The sequence below is a fragment of the Chryseobacterium wanjuense genome (assembly GCF_900111495.1).
GTDB classification, from domain to species: domain Bacteria; phylum Bacteroidota; class Bacteroidia; order Flavobacteriales; family Weeksellaceae; genus Chryseobacterium; species Chryseobacterium wanjuense.
The window spans coordinates 2484623-2508486 of the sequence record NZ_FOIU01000001.1; the positions used below are offsets into that span (position 1 = coordinate 2484623).

20 protein-coding genes are annotated in these 23864 nt (G+C 36.5%); 12 read left to right on the plus strand and 8 right to left on the minus strand.

The window, feature by feature from the left end; genetic code table 11:
* Positions 1–115 precede the first annotated feature (115 nt).
* The gene (locus tag BMX24_RS11000) at positions 116–1123 is read left to right on the plus strand and encodes an SDR family NAD(P)-dependent oxidoreductase (protein ID WP_089792478.1); all 1008 of its coding nucleotides are present in this window, start codon (positions 116–118) and stop codon (positions 1121–1123) included.
* Positions 1124–1270: 147 nt separating this feature from the next.
* A complete protein-coding gene (locus BMX24_RS11005) occupies positions 1271–2077 on the plus strand; it encodes a helix-turn-helix domain-containing protein (protein WP_089792480.1) in 807 nt (268 codons plus the stop codon).
* Positions 2078–2104: 27 nt separating this feature from the next.
* On the opposite strand, the gene BMX24_RS11010 is transcribed toward BMX24_RS11005, so the two are convergent.
* The gene (locus BMX24_RS11010; RefSeq protein ID WP_089792482.1) at positions 2105–2932 is read right to left on the minus strand and encodes a GLPGLI family protein; all 828 of its coding nucleotides are present in this window, start codon (positions 2930–2932) and stop codon (positions 2105–2107) included.
* Between the two features lie 59 nt (positions 2933–2991).
* A complete protein-coding gene (locus tag BMX24_RS11015) occupies positions 2992–3252 on the minus strand; it encodes a hypothetical protein (protein WP_089792485.1) in 261 nt (86 codons plus the stop codon).
* 152 nt (positions 3253–3404) lie between these two features.
* Between BMX24_RS11015 and BMX24_RS11020 the strand changes: the two genes are divergently transcribed.
* The gene (locus BMX24_RS11020; RefSeq protein ID WP_089792487.1) at positions 3405–3770 is read left to right on the plus strand and encodes a helix-turn-helix transcriptional regulator; all 366 of its coding nucleotides are present in this window, start codon (positions 3405–3407) and stop codon (positions 3768–3770) included.
* A gap of 59 nt (positions 3771–3829) precedes the next feature.
* Here the strand turns inward: BMX24_RS11020 and BMX24_RS11025 are convergent, their stop codons facing one another.
* From BMX24_RS11025 to BMX24_RS11035, 3 genes are all read right to left on the minus strand, one after another.
* A complete protein-coding gene (locus BMX24_RS11025) occupies positions 3830–5455 on the minus strand; it encodes a T9SS type A sorting domain-containing protein (protein WP_089792489.1) in 1626 nt (541 codons plus the stop codon).
* A 160-nt stretch (positions 5456–5615) separates the two neighbouring features.
* On the minus strand, positions 5616–6020 hold the full coding sequence (locus tag BMX24_RS11030) for a branched-chain amino acid ABC transporter substrate-binding protein (RefSeq protein ID WP_089792491.1): 405 nt from the start codon (positions 6018–6020) through the stop codon (positions 5616–5618).
* 278 nt (positions 6021–6298) lie between these two features.
* A complete protein-coding gene (locus BMX24_RS11035; protein ID WP_089792494.1) occupies positions 6299–7462 on the minus strand; it encodes a THUMP domain-containing class I SAM-dependent RNA methyltransferase in 1164 nt (387 codons plus the stop codon).
* Positions 7463–7585: 123 nt separating this feature from the next.
* Here BMX24_RS11035 and BMX24_RS11040 point away from each other — a divergent pair, with 123 nt between their 5' ends.
* The 4 genes from BMX24_RS11040 to BMX24_RS11055 all read left to right on the plus strand — a co-directional run bounded on the left by BMX24_RS11040 (position 7586) and on the right by BMX24_RS11055 (position 13788).
* The gene (locus tag BMX24_RS11040) at positions 7586–8311 is read left to right on the plus strand and encodes an SAM-dependent methyltransferase (RefSeq protein WP_089792497.1); all 726 of its coding nucleotides are present in this window, start codon (positions 7586–7588) and stop codon (positions 8309–8311) included.
* A gap of 2 nt (positions 8312–8313) precedes the next feature.
* A complete protein-coding gene (locus BMX24_RS11045) occupies positions 8314–9042 on the plus strand; it encodes a ZIP family metal transporter (protein WP_089792891.1) in 729 nt (242 codons plus the stop codon).
* Positions 9043–9383: 341 nt separating this feature from the next.
* Entirely contained in the window at positions 9384–12125 is a 2742-nt protein-coding gene (locus BMX24_RS11050) for a SusC/RagA family TonB-linked outer membrane protein (protein ID WP_089792498.1), read from the plus strand.
* Positions 12126–12135: 10 nt separating this feature from the next.
* Positions 12136–13788: a RagB/SusD family nutrient uptake outer membrane protein gene (locus BMX24_RS11055; RefSeq protein WP_089792500.1), complete on the plus strand. Its 1653-nt coding sequence runs from the start codon at positions 12136–12138 to the stop codon at positions 13786–13788.
* Positions 13789–13853: 65 nt separating this feature from the next.
* Here the strand turns inward: BMX24_RS11055 and BMX24_RS11060 are convergent, their stop codons facing one another.
* Both BMX24_RS11060 and BMX24_RS11065 read right to left on the minus strand, forming a co-directional pair.
* Complete coding sequence (locus tag BMX24_RS11060; RefSeq protein ID WP_170835689.1) at positions 13854–15260, minus strand: OmpP1/FadL family transporter; 1407 nt, start codon at positions 15258–15260, stop codon at positions 13854–13856.
* Positions 15261–15292: 32 nt separating this feature from the next.
* A complete protein-coding gene (locus BMX24_RS11065; protein ID WP_170835690.1) occupies positions 15293–16351 on the minus strand; it encodes a prolyl-tRNA synthetase in 1059 nt (352 codons plus the stop codon).
* 178 nt (positions 16352–16529) lie between these two features.
* Between BMX24_RS11065 and proS the strand changes: the two genes are divergently transcribed.
* From proS to dnaJ, 5 genes are all read left to right on the plus strand, one after another.
* Entirely contained in the window at positions 16530–18005 is a 1476-nt protein-coding gene (proS, locus tag BMX24_RS11070; protein ID WP_089792504.1) for a proline--tRNA ligase, read from the plus strand.
* A 128-nt stretch (positions 18006–18133) separates the two neighbouring features.
* Positions 18134–19438, plus strand: coding sequence for an OmpA family protein (locus BMX24_RS11075; RefSeq protein WP_089792506.1), 1305 nt, complete (start codon positions 18134–18136; stop codon positions 19436–19438).
* A 113-nt stretch (positions 19439–19551) separates the two neighbouring features.
* Positions 19552–20886 (plus strand): Nramp family divalent metal transporter, encoded by a 1335-nt coding sequence (locus tag BMX24_RS11080; protein WP_089792509.1) that lies wholly within the window; start codon positions 19552–19554, stop codon positions 20884–20886.
* A 231-nt stretch (positions 20887–21117) separates the two neighbouring features.
* Positions 21118–21654 carry a nucleotide exchange factor GrpE gene (locus tag BMX24_RS11085; RefSeq protein WP_089792511.1) on the plus strand — a complete coding sequence of 179 codons (537 nt, stop codon included), beginning with the start codon at positions 21118–21120 and terminating at the stop codon, positions 21652–21654.
* A 98-nt stretch (positions 21655–21752) separates the two neighbouring features.
* On the plus strand, positions 21753–22868 hold the full coding sequence (gene dnaJ / locus BMX24_RS11090; RefSeq protein ID WP_089792513.1) for a molecular chaperone DnaJ: 1116 nt from the start codon (positions 21753–21755) through the stop codon (positions 22866–22868).
* Between the two features lie 53 nt (positions 22869–22921).
* On the opposite strand, the gene BMX24_RS11095 is transcribed toward dnaJ, so the two are convergent.
* Complete coding sequence (locus BMX24_RS11095) at positions 22922–23839, minus strand: acyltransferase family protein (protein ID WP_089792516.1); 918 nt, start codon at positions 23837–23839, stop codon at positions 22922–22924.
* Between the last annotated feature and the right edge of the window lie 25 nt (positions 23840–23864).

Here is a 23864-nt window from a genome sequence, read left to right on the forward strand (position 1 = left end):
CTTTTAAAAATTTTGAAGATGAAATTTTAAACAAAATAAATTGACATTTTAAACAAAATCTACAAGGTCCACTCCACCTAACTTTGTCTCAAGAAAATTTTAAAACAATTTAAAAATGAAACTTAATAATTTACAGCAGCCTATCAACTCAGGTTTTAATGCACAATCTACAGCACAAGAAGTTATCAACGGAATTGATCTTTCGGGAAAAATAGCCATCATAACCGGCGGTTATGCAGGAATCGGTCTGGAAACGACAAAAGTTTTAGCCGCTGCGGGAGCTACGATTATCGTTCCGGCGAGAGATCTTGAAAAAGCGAAAAAAAATCTACAGGGAATTGAAAATGCAGAAATTGAAAAACTGGATTTAATCGATCCGGAATCTATCGATTCATTTGCTGAAAAATTCATTTCTTCCGGTCGAAAATTAGACTTATTGATCAACAATGCAGGAATCATGTGGGTTCCTTTGAGAAGGGACAGCCGGGGGATTGAATCGCAGTTGGCGACCAATTATTTGGGACAATTCCAACTCACTGCAAAACTTTGGGAAGCCTTAAAAAAAGCCGATGCAGCAAGAGTGATCAATGTTTCTTCTTATGGACATCAAATGTCTCCTTTTGATTTTGAAGATCCGAATTTTGAGAACAGAGAGTATCATACATTAACGGGATATGGGCAGTCGAAAACGGCGAGTAATTTATTTGCGGCTGCATTGGATGAAAAAGCGAAAAAATTCAATGTCAGAGCCTATTCCCTGCATCCCGGCTCTGTATATGGAACCGATCTGGGACGGGAAGAACCGATAGATCTGTACATCCAAATGGGAACCCATGACAAAAACGGAAAAATAAAACCTGAAGTGGAAGCCAAATTAAAAACCATTCCGCAGGGAGCTGCTACAACGATCTGGTGCGCTACAAGTCCGCTTCTTGAAAATATTGGTGGTGTTTACTGTGAAAACTGCGATATTGCAGAGGTTGACAACGGACAGATCGAGCACAGATACGACGAACCATCGACGATCAGGGGAGTTCAGCCCTATTCTATTGATCTGGACAATGCTGAGCGACTTTGGAAAATGAGTGAGGAAATGATCGGATATAAGTTTGAGGTTATGTAATTTAGCTGGATGCGGGAAGTGGGATGCTGGAGGTTTAAAAAAGATATGTTTTCTTCTACCTATTACTCCCTCCTCCAGCCTCCAGCTTCAAGCTTCCAGCCAAAAACAAAATTTTAACTACATTTATCCTTGAAAATTAATACTACAATGGATTTTCATATCAAATATATCACCCCGGACATTAAACTTTCCACCTATGATGATAAGCTTTTCAAGACGGAAACGGTTTTTGAATTTCATATGCTGGTCTGGTTTATTTCGGGCGAAACGAAAATTATTCAGGCTGATACATCCTACCTTTTCAAAGCAGGAGATATTTTCCTGATTCCGAGAAATCATCTCGCAACGATTATTAATTACCCTAAAGACGGGCTTCCGCACAAAGCTGTGGTGATGCATTTAACGAAAGAAAGGTTAAAAGATTTTTATACAACCTTAGAGATTAAGGAGAAAAATATTCGCGAAGAAGCTAAAATTTACAGTTTTGAAAAACACCCGCTTTTGGAAAGCTGTCTCGCTTCACTCGTTCCTTATTTTGATATAAAAGATTCTTTTCCGGAACATATTGCATCGTTAAAAATCATAGAAGCGATCAGTATTTTAAGGGAAATTGATCCCGGGATAGATTCGGTTCTTGCTGATTTTGAAGAACCCGGAAAAATTGATCTGGTGAATTTTATGGAAAAGAATTATATGTTTAATATGCCGTTGGAAAGATACGGGTATTTGACGGGGCGAAGTTTATCCACTTTTAATCGTGATTTCAGGAAAATTTTTCAGACCACACCACAACGGTGGCTTACCCAGAAACGTCTGGAACTGGCTTTTTATCATTTATCTGAAAAGAATAAAAAACCATCGGATGTTTTTATGGAAGTCGGTTTTGAAGATCTGTCACATTTTTCTTATGCTTTTAAAAAACAGTATGGTTTTGCGCCTTCGATGGTGAAGTAATAAAAAGAAATCCAGTAGGATTTCTTTTTATTCTAGCTCAATAGGATTATATGGTTTAGATTTCGTCTGTTGTTTCACTTCATTACCTTCAGAATCATAAATTGGACCGCGAAAAAATGCAGGATTATCATGATATGCCTTCTGTACTTCTCTGTATTTTTTTCTGGTGACTTTAAAAATCTCATCTTCATTTCTTAAATAAATTTGCATTGGTTTTTTATCCATTGCAATTGCAATAAAATGATATTGATTTTTTTTATCTTCAAGTTCCATAATTAATCCTGGCAAACCATTAAAAATATATGGTCCGTTATTTATCGGAAGATCTTTAGAATACCATGCCGTAAATTTCCTGCCCCGAAATTCTGTCGTAGCCTTCTGACATGTATATCCCAAAATATTTTTTGATTCATTTTCAAGTTTCCAATTAATTATAGGCTGTTCTTCTGAGTATTGATAATTATCTTTTGCTTTATCCTGAATTGTTATAAGATTTTTATTGAGATCACGGAGAAGAATTGGCTTCCATTTACTGTAGAAGGCAAACATTAGATTCATTTCCTTTGCTCCAATTTTATCTTCATGGCTATACTTTTCAACAAGAGAATCATATTTCATAGTATTAAGTTCAAAAAATTTTGTAAACTTTTCACCTAATTGCAAAACACAGACTGCATCTTTTTTACTGTCTGATTTCGGATTCGATATAAAATTTAATTGATAGTAAATATTTTGAATACTTTTATCCAATACTTCTGCCTTATATTTATCAGGAGGTAAAGAGAAATTTCCTGACATTTGAGCTTTTGTAAAAATAAAAAGCAAACATGTTAGAGCGCTAATAAATTGTTTCATATTATAAAAAAACTAAATCCGTACAATGTTACTTGTACGGAATGAATTTACATTAAAAATTAATTACCACATTTAATATCGTTCAAATCCTGCTGAGCATCCAGCAAATCTGCTGGGCTTTCATAATTTGATGCCTGTAGCCAATATACTGCTCCACATGGTGAATGGCATTCAACCCATTGATAAGGAAGTCTAAAAACTTTTCCCTCTTGAGAAGACTTATAAACTTCATTTTTAATTTCAAAACTGTTGTTTACATTTTCTTTTGCACTTGTAAAAGCCGCAAAACTTAAAGCGCTTAATAAAATAAATTTTTTCATTGTTTGTTTTTTTAAAATGTTAATGCCTGATTTTTTAAAAGTATTTCCGGATAACTTTTATGCAAATCTAAATCCCTACCTAATGAAAAACAAATAAAATTTATGCGAATAAATTCGAATAATTTTGTTTTATATTTGTAAAAAATATTTCTATGGTAAAGGAAAAATTAATCAGAGCGAGAAAAGAGAAAAAATTCTCCCAGCAAGATATAGCAGAACATTTGAACATAAGCCAGACTCAGTATTTGCGTAAAGAAAAAGGGGAAATTGAGATTAAAGATGAAGAATGGGAACGTATTGCAAAATTACTGGATGTAGAAATAGAGGATATTAAAGAAGAAGATAATATTAATCATAAATTTGAAAATATAACAGACATTACAAATAGTAATATTGGCAGTAATAATGTGTATTATAATGTGCCAGAATATCTTTTAAAAACCCAGCAGGAATATATTGAACTTCTAAAAAAAGAAATAGAAAATCTAAAGTCCAGAATTGCTGAACTTGAAAAATAATGTAAAAGCCTTCAGATAAATTTTGAAGGCTTTTTTTATCAGCAAAATCCCCTTCTCTGCTATTTCTTTATCAACTTGTACCCTTCATTCTGATCACCAATTTTAAGGATATAAGCTCCTTTTGAAAGATCCTGTACATTAATTTTATTCTCCTTCATTTCTCCTCTTTTTACAAGCTGACCTGCTAAATTATAGATATTAAACTTCTGATCTTTAACACCTTTTACAGTAATCACATCGGCAACCGGATTTGGATATATATTTATATTCTGATGATTTCCATTCACTTCACTGGTTCCTAAAGTCGGCAATACAAGATTTTGAGCATAGGCAAATTTATCGGAATCAAAATTTTTCTGCTCATTAAATACAATTACACTTTGCCCATTAACAGGCGGAAGAGAAGATACATACGATTTTAAGGCTGCAAAAGTAGCCAACGGCAAATATTGCTGAGGCCATGCAAAATCTCCATTATCATTCAGCATTACAGCATGCAAAGAAATATTAAACATAGAAGGAGGCATATTCTTCTGAACTACAAAATACGGCTTATCATTTACCAAATAGAGATTTCCTGTGTGCATCATGGAGCTTGCATTAATCGGGAATACCTGTTTTGCATTATCCGTGAAAAGCCTTGCTCCCGTATTCTTATCAAATTTCTGCACATATTCTCCGTAAGCCGTTTGTGAACTGTTACTGTAATTTGCAATAGCCCAAATATTAGGTGACCCCGGAGTATGCGCAATTTTCATATCCATCTCAAGGTTGGTCTGGTTGATATCAAAATCTGCTCCATCTGCACCCCATGGTAAAGTGCCGTCTGCATTTATTCTCTGCAAATAATCTGCAAATCCTGATCCAGAACTTCCCGTAATACCATAATACACAACATTTCCGTCTGCAACTCCTCCGTATTTTGTAAACATGGCTGTCGTTTTAGTTGAAATCTGTTTAGGTGTACTCCACATTATCGTCCCGTTAAGGTCAAGTTTTTGTGCAAATAAATAGGTATCACCCGCCGAATTTATAATTTTATGAAAAACAACTTCAAATTCATTATTCGTAAGTTCAAATAAGCTTGAAGCAACCGTCTGTTTTGTGGGATCATCGGACATGAGAGCCACAGGAGAGCTCCACATCGCCTGTCCGTTGGAATTAAACCTCTTAATTTTCAGATAGGTTTCATTAGTCGGTTTATATGCTACCAATATATCATCGTTGGATAAATGAAGAATACTTAACTGATCTCCCTGCCCTACACTGATACCGTTGGGCCACACAGAATTCCCCTGTGGAGTGATTTTAAAGATATAAGAATCATGATTACCTCCGGTCCCATTTACCGCTACATACAGATTGTTGGAAGCATCTATTGTCGTTTTTATCAACTCGACAGAGCCATTCATCATGATTTGATCGGTTATTAAAGCTCCATAAGGTCCTAGCTGTCTGTTCCCGTTTTGATCTAAAATCTGCATCCGTAATTTATATCCTGTAGGAATAGCCGGATCCGATTGCCAATAAACCACATATGTTTTTCCATCACTCATCCTTTGTGATTGTGTAATAGATATCGAGTGATCTACTACTTTCATATTTTCATCGGTATTAGAATTCCATTGGGCTTTTACTGCTAAAACTGAACATAGCAATACACACATTGTAAATAATTTTTTCATACTTTTTGTTTAAACGTTTAGTCGAAATTAAAAAAATAAATCCCTAACTGGTCATTTATTTATGTTAAAAAAATTATAAATGTTGATGGACAGAATAAGTTTTTTTTATCTGGTTGATAAAAAAATATACCCTTGAAATATAAGAAAAGAAGTGAAAATATTACACAAATAAACCTGATTCAAAATAAACACAAAAAACCACAGAAATAGCAAGCAAAATAGTCGAACAACTAAAAAACAACCATTGGAAAACACTTTTAAAATAATATTTTTCCAGTGCATATAAAATGAAAAAGAACAATAAAGAAACTGCCAAGCCGATCAATGAACCGACAATTAAAGTTTGTAAATAATTTTCCGCAGGTATGGGATCTTTAAAGACAAAGAAAAATAAAACCGAAGCCGCCAGAAGAAAGCCAGCACTTATCTTTTCTACAAAGTATTTTGATTTTTTTTTAATTCTTGACTTTTCATCGTAGCCAGTATTCGAAGATGATGAACCACTAACAAATAAGTCCACAGCATCCGTGACTACATCAAAAATTTCAAGAAAATCCCAACTCATAATTTATGTTTTCACAAAAATAAAATTAATTTGGAAAATATTGCAATCCTTCGAAAACTTTATATTCGAATTAAAAAAATAAAATATGCGCTTTGTCAGGCTGAGGTTCTCAAAGTCTCCTGTTCAACAACCCTTCGAGAGCCTCAGGGTGACAGAAAGTATAACTACTGGTTTTTTAATTAAAGGAAATAAAATACTAAGATTGTCAGGCTGAGGTTCTCGAAGCCTTATTCAAATTTTTCAGAACCTCATATGACTTTGTCTTTTATAATTTAATATTATTTTTCCTCCAATTTATGTACCTTCTTCGTCCCTTCATACATCTCATACTGTAAAAATCTCGTCTCTAATTTTCCATTAAAAAGCTTGATTTTCCTTGACGGGCGCAAACCAATTTTCTTCACCGCTTCAAGATCAGAAGAAATCAGCCAGGCTAAGGTATTTGGATAGCTCGTTTTGAACGTATCCCCTATTTTCTTGTAAAAATCATCATCGTTGATTGAAATTCTCTCATCGTAAGGCGGATTGAATACCATTAATAAAGGGAAAAGCTCTTTCTTGGAATCAAAAAAGTTTTGTTTTTTCACCTCGATTACGTCTTCCATTTCAGCTGCTTCGATGTTCATTCTTGCGGCGTTCAGCATTCTTGCATCAATGTCATAGCCAACAATTTTTCCGTTAAATTCTTTGATTCTGTTAATTCTGAATTCTTTAATTTTCGTAAACAATTCAGCATCATAATTTTTCCAGTTTTGAAAGGCGAATCTTTTTCTGAAAATCTGTGCCGGAAGATCCAACGCAATCATCGCAGCTTCGATCAGTAAAGTTCCCGAACCGCACATCGGATCGAGGAAGTTTCCTTTTCCGTCCCAGCCTGCCAGTTGAAGCATTCCGCTGGCTAATACTTCATTAATTGGCGCTTCTCCCTGCTCTTTTCTGTATCCTCTTTTAAACAAAGGATCTCCCGAAGAATCCAGAGAAATCGTAATCAGTTCCCTGTCGATATGAAGATGAAATTTGATATCCGGCGTTCTGGTTTCAACATTCGGACGTTTCTTGAATTTTTCTTGAAAATAATCCACAATTGCATCCTTCATTTTCAATGTTACAAACTGTGAATGTTTAAAAGTTTCAGAATTCACGGTCGCATCAATAGCAAAAGACTGATCGACATCCATGAATTCTTCCCAATTGAATTTGAAAAGTCTGTCATAAAACTGATGCTGATTAAAAGCCTTAAACTCATGAATCGGAACTAAAATTTTTAAAGCTGTTCTTGCAGAATAATTAATTTTATACAAAAAGCCCAAATCGCCTTCACAATTTACCGCACGGTTTTTTACCTCAACTTTTCTTCCTCCTAATTTTTTGATTTCTTCCGCTAAAATTTGCTCTAATCCGAAGAAGGTTTTTATCTGAATCTGTAGATTTTCTATATCCATGATGCAAAAATAATGATTTTAGTTGTTGGTTGTCAGTTTATAGCCAATAGAAATCATTACAACTTATAAAAACCATCGCCCAACAACGATGAAGTGTAGACCAAAAAACACTATTTTTGCACTATGGAATGGTTTGAATCTTGGTTTGATACCCCTTATTATCATTTGCTTTATAGTAACAGAGACTATACGGAAGCTGAAAATTTCATTACAAAACTGACTGCAGATCTGCAGCTGCCGCCGAATTCTAAAATCATAGATCTGGCCTGCGGAAAGGGAAGACATTCGGTTTTTCTTAATAAACTGGGCTATGATGTTCTGGGACTTGATCTATCGAGACAGAGTATCGAATTTGATAAGCAGTTTGAAAATCAGACATTGTTATTCGATGTTCATGATATGAGAAATCCGATTGATGCAGATCCTATGGATGCGGTTTTCAATCTCTTCACCAGCTTCGGGTATTTCGATAATAAGAATGATGATAAGAAAGTTTTCCAGTCTGTTTATGATGTTTTAAAACCGGGCGGATTTTTTGTTCTGGATTACCTGAATGAAGAATATGTAAGAAAAAATATCATTCCTGAATCTATCATTAAAAGAGGTGATATCGAATTCAAGATCTGTAAAAAAATTGAAGGCAGACATATCATCAAGGATATACAGTTTGAAGACAACGGAAAGTCTTTTCATTTCTTTGAAAAAGTAAAACTTCATACCTTGGAAGCCATTAATTCTTATGCAGCAGATTGTGGTTTTGAAAAAATAAAAATCTGGGGAGATTACCAGTTGAATGAATTTAATAAAGAAACTTCGGTTCGTTGCATTAATTTATTTAAGAAAAACTAATGATAGCAGTAGTATTACTGATTTTAAGTGTAATTGCAGGGGTATTTCTCGGAAAGCATTTTGGTAAAAAAGAAAAACTGGCGAAAAATTTATTGATTTTAAGTGCCGGATTTCTGATCACCATCTGTCTGAACGAGGTTTTTCCGCAGGTTTATACTTCCGAAATCAGCGGTAGCCTTGGGATTTTTGTGATTGCCGGGGTTTTACTGCAAATGATTCTGGAGGCATTGACAAAAGGTTTTGAACACGGCCACTTTCATCATCACAGCGAACATAATATTTTGCCTGTAGCTTTAATGGTGGGGCTTTTCGTGCATGCTTTTATTGAAGGAATACCTTTGGCTAATGAAGAACATGAGTTTTCTCCTTACCTGTTGGGAATTGTCTTTCACAACCTCCCGATTTCATTTATCCTGGGAGCTTTTTTATTCAACAGAAAAAATGAGTCTAAAGCTTATCCTTCCTATCCATCATTATTAATCGTTGCTTTATTTGCTTTGGCATCACCGATGGGGATGTTGCTGGGAAATTATTTTAATCCTGATTTACAGCCTTATTTTCTGGCTATTGTAGGCGGAATTTTCCTGCATATTTCATCCGTTATTATTTTCGAAAGCAATAAAAACCACAATATCGACTGGGTAAAGATCGGGCTGGTCATTGTGGGAGTTTCTTTAGCATTAATCATGCATCTTTTCCACGAGCATCCTCACGTTGGACATCATCATTAGATCTTATTTTAATTTAAAAACATTCTAAAAAACGTATATACTTCACTATACATAATTTTTTCATTAATTCTCTTAATCACATACCTTTTCAGCTTGAATTTTTTATTATAATTGGAGTCAAAATTAGTTTGTATTTAAAATAATTAACTAAAAAAAAGATTCAACAACATTTCAAATAATATATTTTATCAAATCATTATTATTTTACTTTATTATTTATTTATTATTTAAAATTTTTCACTTAAATTTAATAAATATACAATAATTTAACACTATTTAATAAATAAAAATCAATCAAATCAATATTTTTTATACATTTGTGACAATAAATTCACAATTGTATGAGAAAAAATGCTATCAATTTAAAAAAAGTAGGCGTAATCTTTTTTTTAATGCCGGGATTGATTTATTCCCAAAACACAAAAGAAAAAGACACGCTGAAAGAACAAAAAATTGAAGATGTAGTCATTGTTGGATACAAAACACAAAAGAAATCCAGTCTTACAGCAGCCGTTTCGGTAATTTCGGACAAAAAGCTAAAAGATACCAACACTTCTGATGTATCCAGCATGCTACAAGGAAAGGCTGCCGGCGCCCAGATTATGCAAAGCGGAGCACCCGGCTCTACCGCCACCGTAAAAATCCGGGGAACTTCTACGATTAATGGCCCCACTGACGCACTTTGGGTAGTAGATGGCGTAATGATGAATGGAACTCCAAATTTAGATCCCAACCAAATAGAAAGCATTAATATTCTAAAAGATGCGACCTCAACGGCATTATACGGATCTAGAGGTGCAAACGGAATTGTACAGGTATTTACAAAATCCGGAACTTCTTCTGGAAAAGGAACTTTGAATGTATCTATGAATACATCTTTTAATACTTTCACCAATGGAAAGTTTAAACTGATGGATGGTGAGCAGTTTTATGATTATTTTAATTCTTTACAAAATGTCCCTGCTACTGCACCAAGAGGAGTAAGAGCTCCCGGATATAATTGGCTGAAAAACGGAACACAAACAGGAGTCGCCAAAAATTATACGGTAGACTTCAGAGGAGGTTCCCAGAATTCCAAAACTTATATTTCGGGAAATTATTATGACGAAACCGGAACGATAAAAGGATTTGATTACAACAGATTGTCTTTCAGAATTAATCATGAACAAACGGTAAAACCATGGTTGATCTTAAAACCAAAAGTAAGTTTGTCTTACACAACGGGCAAAGATGTAAGAGCATCTCTATTTGAAATGTATCTTAACTTACCTTGGGACAACCCGAGGGATGCCAACGGAAACTATGTAAATCCAAATACGTCCGTCTGGTATGGTAGAGATCATAGGAATTATCTCTACGATCAGCAATGGAATTACGGAAAGAATAATCAACTGGATTTGGTAGGAAATATGGATGCAGAAATCAAAATTACAGATTATCTGAAATTCATTACAACCAATAACGTTACTTATAGAAATTTCGACAGTATGTACTATATAGATCCCAGATCTATATCCGGTGAGAGCAACAAAGGAGAATTATCCGAAACTTATCTAAAAGACATCAGTAAGTTTTTTAATCAAATGTTGAGATTCGATAAAGATTTTGGCGTACATAATGTGAATGCACTTGCAGCATATGAATATTCTGACCGATTTTATAAGACATCTACAGCGGGTGTATTTGGTGTCGTGCCAGGAACTGATATTTTCGACACAGGCGCATCATCCGGACATAAACCATCAGGAACTAAATTTGACAGAGCATACAATGCACTTTTATTCAATGCCGAGTATGTATATGATAAAAAATATTTTGTTCAGGGGTCTTTACGCAGTGAGTCTTCTTCTGCATTTGGAGCGAATCACAGAAGCGGATTATTCTACTCTTACAGTGCAGGTTGGAATGTTCACAAAGAAAAATTCTTCCATGTAAAACAAATTAACGAATGGAAATTAAGGGCCAGTAGCGGGCTTGTCGGAAATACACCGGCTCCCAACTACGGATGGCAGGATCTTTATGCCTTGACTCAAAAATACAATGGCCAAATAGGTGCAACCTGGTCTCAGTTGGGAAATCCTGACCTTACGTGGGAATCCATTGTTCAAAATAATATCGGTACAGATATCAGGGCTTTTGATAACAGATTGACCATTAATATAGATTATTTCAACAACAAAACAAAAAATTTATTAGCCCTTGTTACACTTCCTGCATTAACAGGTGTCGACAGGCAATATCTGAACATAGGTGATGTGAAGAATAAAGGCTGGGAATTTAATGTGAATTATGCTTTCATAAAAACAAAAGATGTGACATGGGATCTTGGTTTCAATGTGAGTACCTACCAAAACGAAGTACTTTCTACCAGAAATAATGCAATACAATATTTAAACAGCAACGGAGCTGCAATTCCCGGATATGATGTAACTTCTTTCTATATGAGAAAATGGATGGGCGTAAATCCTGACAATGGTGCAGGTCTATGGGAAGTAGTAAATGCGGATGGAAGCAAAAGCCTGACATCTGACTATAACAAAGCAAGTTTGCAGGTGGTAGGAAATGCAACTCCTGACTATTACGGATCTTTTAGCACCAATCTTACCATCAAAAATTTTTATATGAACGCCAATGTCTACTTCTCACAAGGTGGACAAATCTATAACTTTTACAGATCATTTTTTGATTCTGATGGTGCATATCCCTACTACAACCAGATGGTATTACAAAATGGATGGAACCGATGGGAAAAACCAGGAGATATTGCTACCCATCCTGTGGCATTATATGATAATAATAATTTAACAAATAACACCTCATCCCGTTACCTAGAGGATGCTAGTTTTGTGAAGCTAAGATCCATTAGATTTGGGTATAATTTTCCGAAATCTTTAATAGAAAAATTGAACGTAAATACAGCCAGCATTTTCATTATGGGTGAAAATTTATTCACTATTACCAAATTTTCAGGGGTCGATCCTGAAGTTGGTCCACCAGATAGTGGAACTACATATTCCGGCACTGCGGGAGGAATTTATCCTATTCCTAGAAGATTTTCTTTAGGTTTTAACTTTTCTTTTTAAAAAAAAAATTATGAAAAAAATACTTATATCATTAATAGCTTTATCTTTCGTCTCATGCAACACAGATCTGTCTCCGTATGACTCTAAAGAATCAGACGTCATCTTGGCAGATGCTACAGGGCTGCAAACCATTACGATAGGAAACTACGCTCTTCTAAAAGGAGATGCCAATGCCGGAGGATTTTTTAATAATCTTTATAGATTTAATGAATACAGTGGTGATAATGTGAACATAAGTGGGGTAACATCAGATAATTTTTTCTATTATTATAATTATAGAAATATTAAAAATAATGTTCGTACCAACATAACTTGGAATTCCGGCTACAAGGCTATTGTAGGCTGCAACAGAGCGATCGCAAAATTTGCTGAAGGAACAGATGCAACAACAGACCAATTACTTGGAGAAAATTATTTTTTAAGAGCATATGTCTACTTTTCTTTAGTTAATATGTTTGGAAGGCCTTACAGTCAAGGAACTCAAAATCTGGGAGTTCCACTGAAAATATCTGATGATATAAATGACATCCCTCCAAGAGCAACTGTCGGCGCAGTATATGATCAAATAGTAAGCGATTTAAAAAAAGCAGAACTACTCATGAATATTGACAAATCCAATGTTTATGCATCCAAACTAGCTGCTGAAGCGCTACTTTCCAGAGTATATTTATATATGGAAAATAATGATAAAGCCATTGAATATGCTGATAAAGTGATCAATTCCGGAAAATATATGCTTTTATCCAAAACAGATCTACCCTCTTATTCCACCAAAGTACCTGAAAGCAATACGGAAACCATTTTTGCTTTTAAATATAATAAAGATGGCGATTATGCTGACGGTTGGTCTACTGTAGGATCCATGTACGCCAATATCCAAGGCGTTGGCTGGGGAGAAATGTATGCTTCATCCACTTATCTGGATCTTATCAACCAGCATCCGGAAGATGCAAGATTAAAATTTATTGTTCCTAAATATACCACTTCTCAAGTTCCGGTTGTTTATTGGGTACAACAAGAAACCAACTCCGCGGGAGGTGCAAACTACAACTACAAATTCCAGCCGACTTTTATCCAAGGAGGAAATACCTATTTCACAATGAATGGCGTGAATTATCAAGTTTTTACAGAAGTAACCCCTTTTAAAACAAATTATTATTTTAATAATTCAACAGGCGGAAAAACGTATGTCTATTCAGACTTTGATATGGATAAAAGAAATGGATATCCCAAATTTTTCGTCTATAAATGCTCTCAGCAAGAAGGTATCGCACAATTATGGTCTCCAGTGATTGTAAGACTGGCAGAAATGTATCTGAACAGAGCTGAAGCGTATGCTAAAAAAGGAAATACAACTTCTGCATTAGCTGATGTAAACGTAATAAGAACCAGAGCAGGAATTCCAACCTATTCGTCTGTTCCTGCGGGGCAAACTCTTCTCAATGTAGTTCTTGATGAAAGAAGATTGGAACTCGCTTTTGAAGGGCAAAGAAAATTTGATATATTCAGAAACAAATTGGATATGAACAGACAATATCCAGGTTCGCATCTCAATGGATCAAATCCTTTCTATACAGTACCTTATACTAGTAATAGAATTGTAGAATACATTCCGGAGCAGCAAATACAGATTCAGCCCAATCTTATTCAAAATCCTGATTAGAAAAAACCCGGCTCCGAATTAAAAATTCGGAGCCGGGTTTAATTACTCATTACATCATCCGGAAATTAGAATTTCCATCCGAATGTAAGAAAGAAGTTATTTCTGACATTCTTCACATCTGATACTGCGAACGCATCGCTGGAGATCAGATAGTTCGGTGAATAATAACCAGATTCTATATTGTTAGACGGATCTACGACCCCTCTTAAGAACGGATTGCTGTATTTTGAACTTATATTCTGATAAGAAGCATCGATGTAGAAAGATTTGAAATCATATCCGACACCGAATGACAAAGCATTTCTATCGTTCAGAATCAAGTTGTTATATGATTGATCCGTCACATCTCCGCTATCAGTATATCTGCTCACGGTTAAAGCATCAAAAGGACTTGATGTATAAGCATACCCTCCTCTCAATCTGAATTGCTTGATTCTATATTCTGCACCGATTTTTAATTCTGATAAATTTTTATAATCTTCCTTAAAGAAATCGTTCAGTTCAGCTTCTGCATCGCCGTATTCTTTATATTTTGGTTTTGTCAGTCCAAGACTATAGTCAACATTTAAAGCAAAACTTTTACTTGCAATGAACGCAGCACTCACAGTCGCCTTAAGCGGAGAAGTGAATTTTCTGTTTTCAACGGCAATATCATCTCCATAAATAGGATCGTTGTAGAAGTTATAGCTTCTGTCGATATTCCAGAACATCGGAGTTTCTAAAGCTGCTCCTAATCTGAAATTCGGGCTTAGTTTTCCGATTACCCCCAATGAAGCAGAGAAACCGTTTCCTCTTTCATAGAAAGGTGTGTTCTGCTTGCTGAAATATTCTGAACCGCCAGTAGACAATGAGTTGAAAATAGCTGTATCAGACTGATCGATCGAAGAATTTAAAAAATTCAATCCGGCACCGATGTATAGATTATTATTATAATTTGCACCTACCCCAACGCTTGTTTTTGATAAATATCCATATCTGTCATAAGCGTGTCTTCCGAAAGAAGCACTGTTGGTCGCGTCAAAATCATAGATCAAGTTGCTGTTACCCGGAGTTTCAATATAGTTTTCAATAGATTGGTTGGAGTAATTCACCCCGATATTGATAAACTTCCAGGCACTTTCAGTCATCAGCTGGAACGTCATCACTGCTCCTACGTTTCCAAGGTCAGCTTTATTAATGTTGTATCCGTAAGATGCCCCTGCGTAAGAAGATGTATTCTTATTACTCATAATGGACAGTGTTCCCGAAACCTCTCCTGAAATCGCTACTCCTAAACCAGCCGGGTTAGTAAGTAAAGAATTCGCATCACCTCCCAAAGCACCATTAGAACCTGCCATCGCATTAAACTTAGCAGAACCTACACTCGGCGAGCCGGAATAAACATCTACAGTATTTCTTATCACAGAAACATCTTGAGCCTGCGCAAAAAATGCTGCAGAAATGCTCATTGCTACTAAAGATTTTTTTAACATTATTTTTTTGAATAGTTATTAATTTTTAAAAATTATCTTCCACCTCTGAAGCCTCCGCCTCCGCCGCCACCGGATCTGAATCCGCCACCGCCGCCGCTTCCGCCGCCAAAGCCGCCACCTCCTGATCTGAAGCCGCCTCCGCTGTTGGAGTTGTTGAAGCCACCATTGTTTCTAAATCCGCCGTCATTTCTGTATCCTCCATCATTTCTGAATCCGCCGTCGTTTCTTCTAGATTGAGATTGTTGGTTATAATTAGGTCTTACCTGAGTTCCCGGATTACGGAATCCTCCTTGAGGTCTTACTCCGTTATTGTTAGACCCTCTGAAACCACCTTGCGGTCTTACCCCATTATTGTTAGATCCTCTGAAACCTCCTGTATTGGTGTTTCCGCTTCTGAAACCACCGCTGTTAGAATTGCTTCTTCTGAATCCTGAATTTCCTCCATATTTATTGGCAAAGCTTCCGTTGTAAGAATTAAATCCTCTTCCGTCTGCTCCACTTCTTCTGTAGTTTGGTCTGTAGTAGTTACCACCCCAATATCCGCCATATCCCCAGTAAGGGTATCCATAACCTCCGTAATATCCGCCCCAGAAAGGATCATAGTAGCCCCAATATGGTGAGTAACCCCATCCCATATTCCAGCCGCCCCAACCCCAGGAGCCTCCCCAGCCCCAAGAAAGTCCAAGACCCCATCCTCTGTTCCAACCCCAATATGGGCTGTAGCCTCCGTACCATCCCCAAGGATAACCCCATCCCCAGGAATTGTCATAATAATTGGTTTCACTTCCTGCATAGCTTCCCCAGTCGGAGTCTGTTGCAGTGGTGTTCCAGTTATAATTATTCCACTCATCATATCTTCCTTCTCTTGAGTTGGCTTCGGCATTTTGGATCACGTTGGAATCATCCTGATAGTAATCATAGTCTTCTCCTACTCTGTTTCCTCTGTCACTGATGACCACGCCTTCCGGAAGTGTATCTTTATTTGGGTCATAATAAACGCCATCGGTCTCGCTGTAGCCACCCACCTGAGCGCCACAAGACACAAGTAATAATCCACCTGATATTGCTAAAATCCCTTTAGATTTTAACATACCAAGCAAATTTTTATGTATATTTTTTTTCATGATAACGTAAAGATTTTTAATTTAAATTATATTTGCAATCTGTACCAAAAATGTACCAAAACACAGGTACAAAAAATCTATCAAAAATAGATTTTTATTTTTAGATAACAATAATAGCAAAAAGTTAAAAAAATTTAAAAAAATAATGGCAAAATTAACCTCAAGAAGCGAAGATTACAGCAAATGGTATAATGAATTGGTTGTAAAAGCTGACTTAGCTGAGAACTCAGGAGTAAGAGGTTGCATGGTAATAAAACCATATGGCTATGCAATCTGGGAGAAAATGCGTGATGAAATGGATAGAAAATTCAAAGAAACAGGTCACGTAAACGCTTATTTCCCCCTTTTTGTGCCCAAGAGTTTGTTTGAGGCTGAAGAGAAGAATGCAGAAGGTTTTGCTAAAGAATGTGCAGTAGTTACTCACTACAGATTAAAAACTGATCCGAATAACCCGTCAAAACTGATTGTAGATCCGGATGCAAAACTGGAAGAAGAACTTATCGTTCGTCCTACCTCAGAAGCAATTATTTGGAATACTTATAAAAATTGGATCCAATCTTACAGAGATCTGCCGATATTGATCAACCAGTGGGCAAACGTTGTCCGTTGGGAGATGAGAACACGTCTTTTCCTGAGAACAGCAGAATTTTTGTGGCAGGAAGGTCACACCGCTCACGCGACGAAAGAAGAAGCTATTGAAGAAGCAGAAAAAATGAATAATGTATATGCAGATTTTGCAGAAAACTTCATGGCGATGCCTGTGATTAAAGGTTTAAAGACTCCTTCTGAAAGATTTGCCGGAGCTGATGAAACGTATTGTATCGAAGCATTAATGCAGGACGGAAAGGCTCTTCAAGCGGGAACATCTCACTTCCTGGGACAGAACTTTGCGAAGGCTTTTGATGTAAAATTCACCAACAAAGAAGGAAAAATCGAACATGCATGGGCAACATCTTGGGGAACTTCTACCCGTTTGATGGGAGCTTTAATCATGACGCATTCAGATGATTTCGGATTGGTATTGCCTCCGACTCTGGCGCCAATTCAGGTGGTGATTGTTCCAATTTTTAAAGGAGAGGAGCAATTAGAGCAAATCAGTGAAGTGGCTTTGGAAATCCAGGCTAAACTGAGAGCAAAAGGAATTTCTGTAAAATTCGACAACGACACCCAAAATAAACCGGGCTGGAAGTTCGCAGAATACGAGTTGAAAGGAGTTCCTGTCAGAATCGCAATGGGACCGAGAGATTTGGAAAACAGATCTGTTGAGATTGCAAGAAGAGATAATTTGACAAAAGAAGTTCGCTCGATCGACGGATTAGATTCTTATATCGAAGAATTATTAAAAACGATTCAAAAAGATATTTACGATAAAGCTTTTGAATTCAGAAACGGAAATATCACCAAAGTTGATACTTACGAAGAATTCAAAAAAGTTCTTGAAGAAAAAGGAGGTTTCATATATGCACACTGGGACGGAACGGCTGAAGAAGAAGAACAGATCAAGGATGAAACCAAGGCAACGATCAGATGTATTCCTTTGGATGATGATGTGGAAGAAGGCGTTTCTTTAATTTCAGGAAAACCATCTAAAAGACGAGTTTTATTTGCAAAAGCATATTAAAAATTTCCTAAATAAAATTGATAAATCTTTAAAAATTCTTGTAATTTTTAAAGATTTTTTATTTAAAAATGATATTTAGACGTTTTTTTGTTTAAATTTATAGGACATTAATCTCAAAATAATTTATTATGTCTTTAAATGTCATTGATTTAATTAAAGGACAATTAGGTCCCGCTTTAACAACTCAGGCTGCCTCTCAATTTGGAGAGAGCGAGTCAGGTATTTCAAAAGCAATCGGAGGTTTATTACCTGCGATTATAGGTGGTTTGGCCAACAAGTCGGATAATCCGGGAGTACTGGATGCCATCACCAATGCCTCATCGAGTGGAATTTTAGGAAACTTAATGGGAGAATCTTCCAACAATTCTATCATTTCCAGCTTATTGTCTTCAATTTTTGGTGACAAATTGGGTGGATTAGTAAATACCATTGCTACGTACGCAGGAATCAGCAACAATTCTTCAAGTTCTTTGTTAAATCTTGTAACAGGAGCTACGGTAGGTTCTATCGGAAAATATGCTGCCGATAATAATCTGGACAGATCAGGGATTTCGAGCCTGCTGAATGACCAGAAAGGAATCGTTTCTACATTACTGCCTGCAGGACTTTCTTTAGCTTCATTAAATATTGGTGATTGGGCTAAAGGATACAAGTTTGATAATGATAATGACACAATAAAAACACCTACTTCGGAAGAGCCTAAAATTGAGGTTACGAGAAGTACAACACCTACAGGAACTTTTCCTGAGAGAAATAATAATGAAGGCGGAGGCTCGATCTGGAAATGGTTGCTTCCGCTTTTACTTTTAATTGCTGCAGGATATTTCCTTTGGAAGCAATGTGATAAGAAAACGACCACAACAACTACAACAGGAACAGATTCTACGGGAACAGTTCAGGATACGGCTACTGCGGTTTCGTCTTCCGATACGGCTGCTGCTACAGCTTCTACCGGAAAAGTTGATGAAAATATCGACCTGAACGGAACAGCATTAAAAGGCTACAAAGGAGGAATGGAAGATCAGATGATCACCTTCTTAAAATCCGACGGATATAAAAATGCTGCAAACGACGAAGCTTTGAAAGATATGTGGTATGATTTTGACCATGTAAATTTCAAATCAGGAAGCGGAAACCAGCTGGAAGCAGGGTCTGAAGGACAGCTTCAGAACTTAGTTGCTATTTTAAAAGCATATCCGGATGCAAAAGTAAAAATCGGCGGGTATACTGATAAAACAGGAAATGAAGCCGTAAATCTGAAAATCTCTACAGAAAGAGCTAACTACATCAAAGACTGGCTCGCAAAACAAGGCGTAGGCGGGCAAGTTCTTGGAGCTGAAGGATACGGAAGCAAATTTGCTAAAGTAGATGCAAGCGCATCAGATGCAGAAAGAGCTTCAGACCGAAAAATGTCTGTAAGATTTGCAAAATAATCTTTAGAACCAATAAAAATTAAATCCCGGGAAGTAATTTTCGGGATTTTTTTGTGTCTTAATTTCCGTGTTTATATTTATTTAATTAAATTTGTTAGTCATTTCTAACATTTATGAATCTGAAATTAAAAAGCGCTTGGCGAAAAGATAAAACATCACACTCCTTATCAGAAGTGTATTCTTCTATAAAAGTTCCTCAGAAAGGAAGCTTCTGGAGAAAATACCTGGCCTTCGCCGGACCCGGGTTGATGGTTGCCGTAGGATATATGGATCCCGGAAACTGGGCTACCGACATTGCCGGAGGAGCTCAATTCGGCTATACCCTGCTTTCTGTGATTTTAATTTCAAATATTTTTGCGATGGTTTTACAGCATTTGTCTGTGAAGCTGGGCGTTGTTGCGGAAAGGGATCTCGCGCAGGCTTGCAGAGATCATTTCAATCCTACGACCAATTTTATTCTGTGGGTTTTCTGTGAAATAGCCATTGCAGCGTGTGATCTTGCGGAAGTCATCGGTTCTGCAATTGCCCTGAACTTATTATTCCATATTCCGTTGACTTGGGGAATTGTGATCACTACTGTAGACGTTCTAGTGATTCTTTTGCTTCAGTCTAAAGGATTCCGGTGGATTGAAAGTATTGTTGGCGGATTGATTTTCATTATTTTAGCCTGCTTTATTTATGAAATTATAATTTCTCAACCTGCATTTAAAGAAATTTTAGGTGGATTGGCTCCAAAAGCTGAAATCATCCAAAATCCTGCAATGCTCTATATCGCCATAGGAATTTTAGGGGCAACCGTAATGCCGCACAATCTTTATCTTCACAGCAGTATCGTTCAGACAAGGGATTATCCGCGTAACAGGGAGGGGAAAAAAGAAGCAATCAAGTTTGCGACTTTAGACAGTACGGTTTCATTAATGCTGGCTTTTTTTATTAATGCGGCTATTTTAATTCTGGCTGCGGCTACGTTCCACACCACGGGGAACAAACATGTGGCAGATATTCACGATGCCTATAAGATGCTGACTCCGATTTTGGGAGCTTCCATGGCAAGTATTGCTTTTGCGATTGCTTTGCTGGCTTCCGGACAAAACTCAACTTTAACGGGAACTCTCGCCGGACAAATCGTAATGGAAGGTTTTTTAAATATAAAATTAAAACCCTGGCTGAGACGTTTAATAACAAGATTAATTGCCGTAATTCCGGCTTTGATCGTGACCATCATTTACGGAGAACAAGGTACCACTGATCTACTGGTTTTAAGTCAGGTTATTTTATCAATGCAGCTTAGCTTTGCGGTTGTTCCATTGGTAATGTTTACGAGTGATAAAGCGAAAATGGGCGAATTTGTCAATAAACCGTTTTTGAAAATCTGCGTTTGGATCATTTCGTTTGTTATTATTATTTTAAATCTTTATCTCTTGTATCAAACGTTTTTTGGAGAGTAATCGAATTAACTTTTATTAGGAATTATTTCTCGTTTGCCGCAAAAAATGTAAACCACCCCGTCAAAAATTCATTCTGAATTTTCGCCACCCCTCCAGAAGAGGGGAATTAACACACAGCAACTAAAAACAAGTAACGAGCAACCAACAACTATCAACCACAATCTGCCTAAATGTCTCACTTTTTTCTTTGGCAGACTCTTTGTCAATAAAAAGGAAAATAAATATTGAATTATGGAAAATCAGGATATTAACGAAGAAAGCATCAATAATCAGGAAGAAACGAATATTCAGGATGAAGCAACATCTGGGGACAATGTGACAGCTACTCCTTCTGCTGAGGAACTTTTGGCAGAAGAAAAAGACCGCTACATCAGGTTATACGCAGAATTCGAAAACTATAAAAAAAGAACAGCGAAGGAGAAAATGGAATTTTTCCAATACGCAAACCAGGATATGATGATCTCTATGCTTGGGGTGCTGGATGATTTCGAAAGAGCTCTTAAAGAGATTGCTAAAAATGGCAATACCGCTGACCTTCAAGGTGTTGAGTTAATCTATCAGAAATTCAAAAACAGACTTACCGAAAAAGGCTTAAAAACAATGGAAGTGAAAGCTGGAGACAGCTTTAACGTAGATTTCCATGAAGCCATCACGCAAATTCCTGCGCCATCAGAAGATTTGAAAGGAAAGATCGTAGACGTAATCGAGACCGGATATACTTTAGGTGATAAAGTGATCCGTTTTGCAAAAGTAGTTACAGGAAATTAATAAAGTCAATGATGAATCGCTTCGCTGTGAAAAGTTAATTTAAAAATTCACTTAGTCACTCTTGAAGAATTCACTCAAAGAAATTCACTTACAAAATTATGTCAAAAAGAGATTATTACGAGGTTCTTGAGATCAGCAAATCTGCATCTGTCGACGAAATAAAAAAAGCATACCGTAAAATGGCCATCAAATATCACCCTGATAAAAATCCGGGCGATAAAGAGGCTGAGGAAAAATTCAAAGAAGCAGCTGAAGCTTACGAAGTTTTGAGTGACGAACAGAAACGTGCAAGATACGATCAGTTCGGTCACGCAGGAGTAGGCGGAAACGGCGGCTTCGGTGGAGGTGGTTTCGGCGGCGGAATGAACATGGAAGATATTTTCAGTCAGTTTGGAGATATTTTCGGTGGTGGATTCGGCGGGTTTGGTGGTGGCGGCGGTCGTCAGCAGGTGAAAGGTTCTAATTTAAGAATCAGAATCAGGCTGAACCTTGAAGAAATGGTAAACGGAACCCAAAAAACTATCAAAGTTAAAAAAATGAAGATGGCGGAAGGTGCCACTTCAAAAACCTGTCCTACCTGCGGTGGTTCCGGTGTTCAGATGAAAGTGATGAACACGATGTTTGGCCAGATGCAGACTCAGACAACCTGCGGAACTTGCCAGGGAATTGGGAAAGTAGCAGATAAAATTCCGGCTGGAGCTAATGCTCAAGGGCTGGTAAAAGACGAAGAAGAAGTAACCATCAATATTCCTGCAGGGGCAAGAGACGGCATCCAGCTGAATGTAAGAGGAAAAGGTAATGATGCTCCTTTCGGTGGAATTCCGGGAGATTTGCTGGTGATTATTGAAGAGGAAATCGATAAAGTAATCAAAAGAGAAGGCGACAACCTTCATCAGGAATTATATATTTCATTTGCTGAAGCAGCGTTGGGAACGAAGAAAGAAGTTCCGACAGTGGGCGGAAAAGTAAAAATTACCGTTGACCCTGGAACACAATCCGGAAAAATTCTAAGACTGGCCGGAAAAGGTCTTCCTAGCATCGACAGCTATGGAAAAGGTGATATGTTTATCCACATCAATGTCTGGACGCCTCAAAAGCTTACGAAAGAACAAAAAGATTTCTTCGAAAAGCAAATGTCCAGCGGAGAAATGGTGGCAGAACCTTCCGGAAAGGAAAAAACTTTCTTTGAAAAGGTAAAAGATTTATTCAACTAAAATACAAAAGAGACTTTTTTTAAGTCTCTTTTTTTTATTCTTTAATGAAAATTTTAAAGCAAATATTTCACTTTTCTATTAATAAAAACCAATAATAAACTTACGCTTGTTAAGGCACCTAAAAATATCAGGTTTCTAAATCTCATCTGGGAAGTATAAATCAAATTCATCAACAACGGATGAATGAGGTAAATTGCCGTAGAAATGCTTGCCAGGATTTTGGAATCCGTTTTCACGGGAATATTTTTGCAGTATAAAAACATAGCCGGACAAGCTATTAACAAAGAAAATAATAAATCAATACTTTCACTTTGGTTTAATTTAAAAACTTTATAGTTTAAAAAAGCTTCAAAAATGACCAACCCCATAGCAGCCAATACAAATACAAGCGAAGGTTTTTTCCTGATATCGATCTGTAATTTTTTAATTAAAAATCCGATGCCCAAAAACGGAAAACAAACGAATAAAAAGTTTCTGTAAGTAGGGAAGAAATTCATTACAGAATCAATTTTACCTTCAAAATAATGCGCGTTCCCTAAAAACTGTATCGCATAGCCGCAACAGAAAAAAAATAAAATCAATGAAAATAAAATTTTAACTGATATTTTTCTAAAAGCGAACAGAACTATTCCTGAAAAAAAAGTCCCGATCAGGTACCACAAATGATGAAAACCAAAGATAATGTTTGCTATATAGCTGTCTTTTTCCTTCCAAAGCGAGATGTAAATAACCGTCCAGATAGCGTATAGAATAAAGATTCTTATCAACCATTTTTTCAGTTTCTGAATATCGTCTACATAATAAAAATAATATCCCGTAATAATCAGAAAAACAGGAACCGCCGTTCTGAAAAGCCCGTTGACCAAGACATAGCTTAAAGAAGGATACACATTTCTCAACAAATGCATATGCAGGAACATCACAAAAAATGCAAGAATAATCTTCAGGATATCAATGGATAAACTTCTCATAACAAACAAAAAAAAGCTTATGAAA

Coding starts and splice junctions, on each gene's coding strand:
- BMX24_RS11010 (WP_089792482.1), bottom strand. CDS start 2,932: ATGAAACAATTTATTAGCGCTCTAACATGTTTGCTTTTTATTTTTACA.
- BMX24_RS11040 (WP_089792497.1), top strand. CDS start 7,586: ATGGAATGGTTTGAATCTTGGTTTGATACCCCTTATTATCATTTGCTT.
- BMX24_RS11095 (WP_089792516.1), bottom strand. CDS start 23,839: ATGAGAAGTTTATCCATTGATATCCTGAAGATTATTCTTGCATTTTTT.
- BMX24_RS11075 (WP_089792506.1), top strand. CDS start 18,134: ATGTCTTTAAATGTCATTGATTTAATTAAAGGACAATTAGGTCCCGCT.
- BMX24_RS11015 (WP_089792485.1), bottom strand. CDS start 3,252: ATGAAAAAATTTATTTTATTAAGCGCTTTAAGTTTTGCGGCTTTTACA.
- BMX24_RS11050 (WP_089792498.1), top strand. CDS start 9,384: ATGAGAAAAAATGCTATCAATTTAAAAAAAGTAGGCGTAATCTTTTTT.
- BMX24_RS11055 (WP_089792500.1), top strand. CDS start 12,136: ATGAAAAAAATACTTATATCATTAATAGCTTTATCTTTCGTCTCATGC.
- BMX24_RS11035 (WP_089792494.1), bottom strand. CDS start 7,462: ATGGATATAGAAAATCTACAGATTCAGATAAAAACCTTCTTCGGATTA.
- BMX24_RS11065 (WP_170835690.1), bottom strand. CDS start 16,351: ATGTTAAAATCTAAAGGGATTTTAGCAATATCAGGTGGATTATTACTT.
- BMX24_RS11080 (WP_089792509.1), top strand. CDS start 19,552: ATGAATCTGAAATTAAAAAGCGCTTGGCGAAAAGATAAAACATCACAC.
- BMX24_RS11060 (WP_170835689.1), bottom strand. CDS start 15,260: ATGTTAAAAAAATCTTTAGTAGCAATGAGCATTTCTGCAGCATTTTTT.
- BMX24_RS11030 (WP_089792491.1), bottom strand. CDS start 6,020: ATGAGTTGGGATTTTCTTGAAATTTTTGATGTAGTCACGGATGCTGTG.
- proS (WP_089792504.1), top strand. CDS start 16,530: ATGGCAAAATTAACCTCAAGAAGCGAAGATTACAGCAAATGGTATAAT.
- BMX24_RS11020 (WP_089792487.1), top strand. CDS start 3,405: ATGGTAAAGGAAAAATTAATCAGAGCGAGAAAAGAGAAAAAATTCTCC.
- BMX24_RS11005 (WP_089792480.1), top strand. CDS start 1,271: ATGGATTTTCATATCAAATATATCACCCCGGACATTAAACTTTCCACC.
- BMX24_RS11000 (WP_089792478.1), top strand. CDS start 116: ATGAAACTTAATAATTTACAGCAGCCTATCAACTCAGGTTTTAATGCA.
- BMX24_RS11025 (WP_089792489.1), bottom strand. CDS start 5,455: ATGAAAAAATTATTTACAATGTGTGTATTGCTATGTTCAGTTTTAGCA.
- BMX24_RS11085 (WP_089792511.1), top strand. CDS start 21,118: ATGGAAAATCAGGATATTAACGAAGAAAGCATCAATAATCAGGAAGAA.
- dnaJ (WP_089792513.1), top strand. CDS start 21,753: ATGTCAAAAAGAGATTATTACGAGGTTCTTGAGATCAGCAAATCTGCA.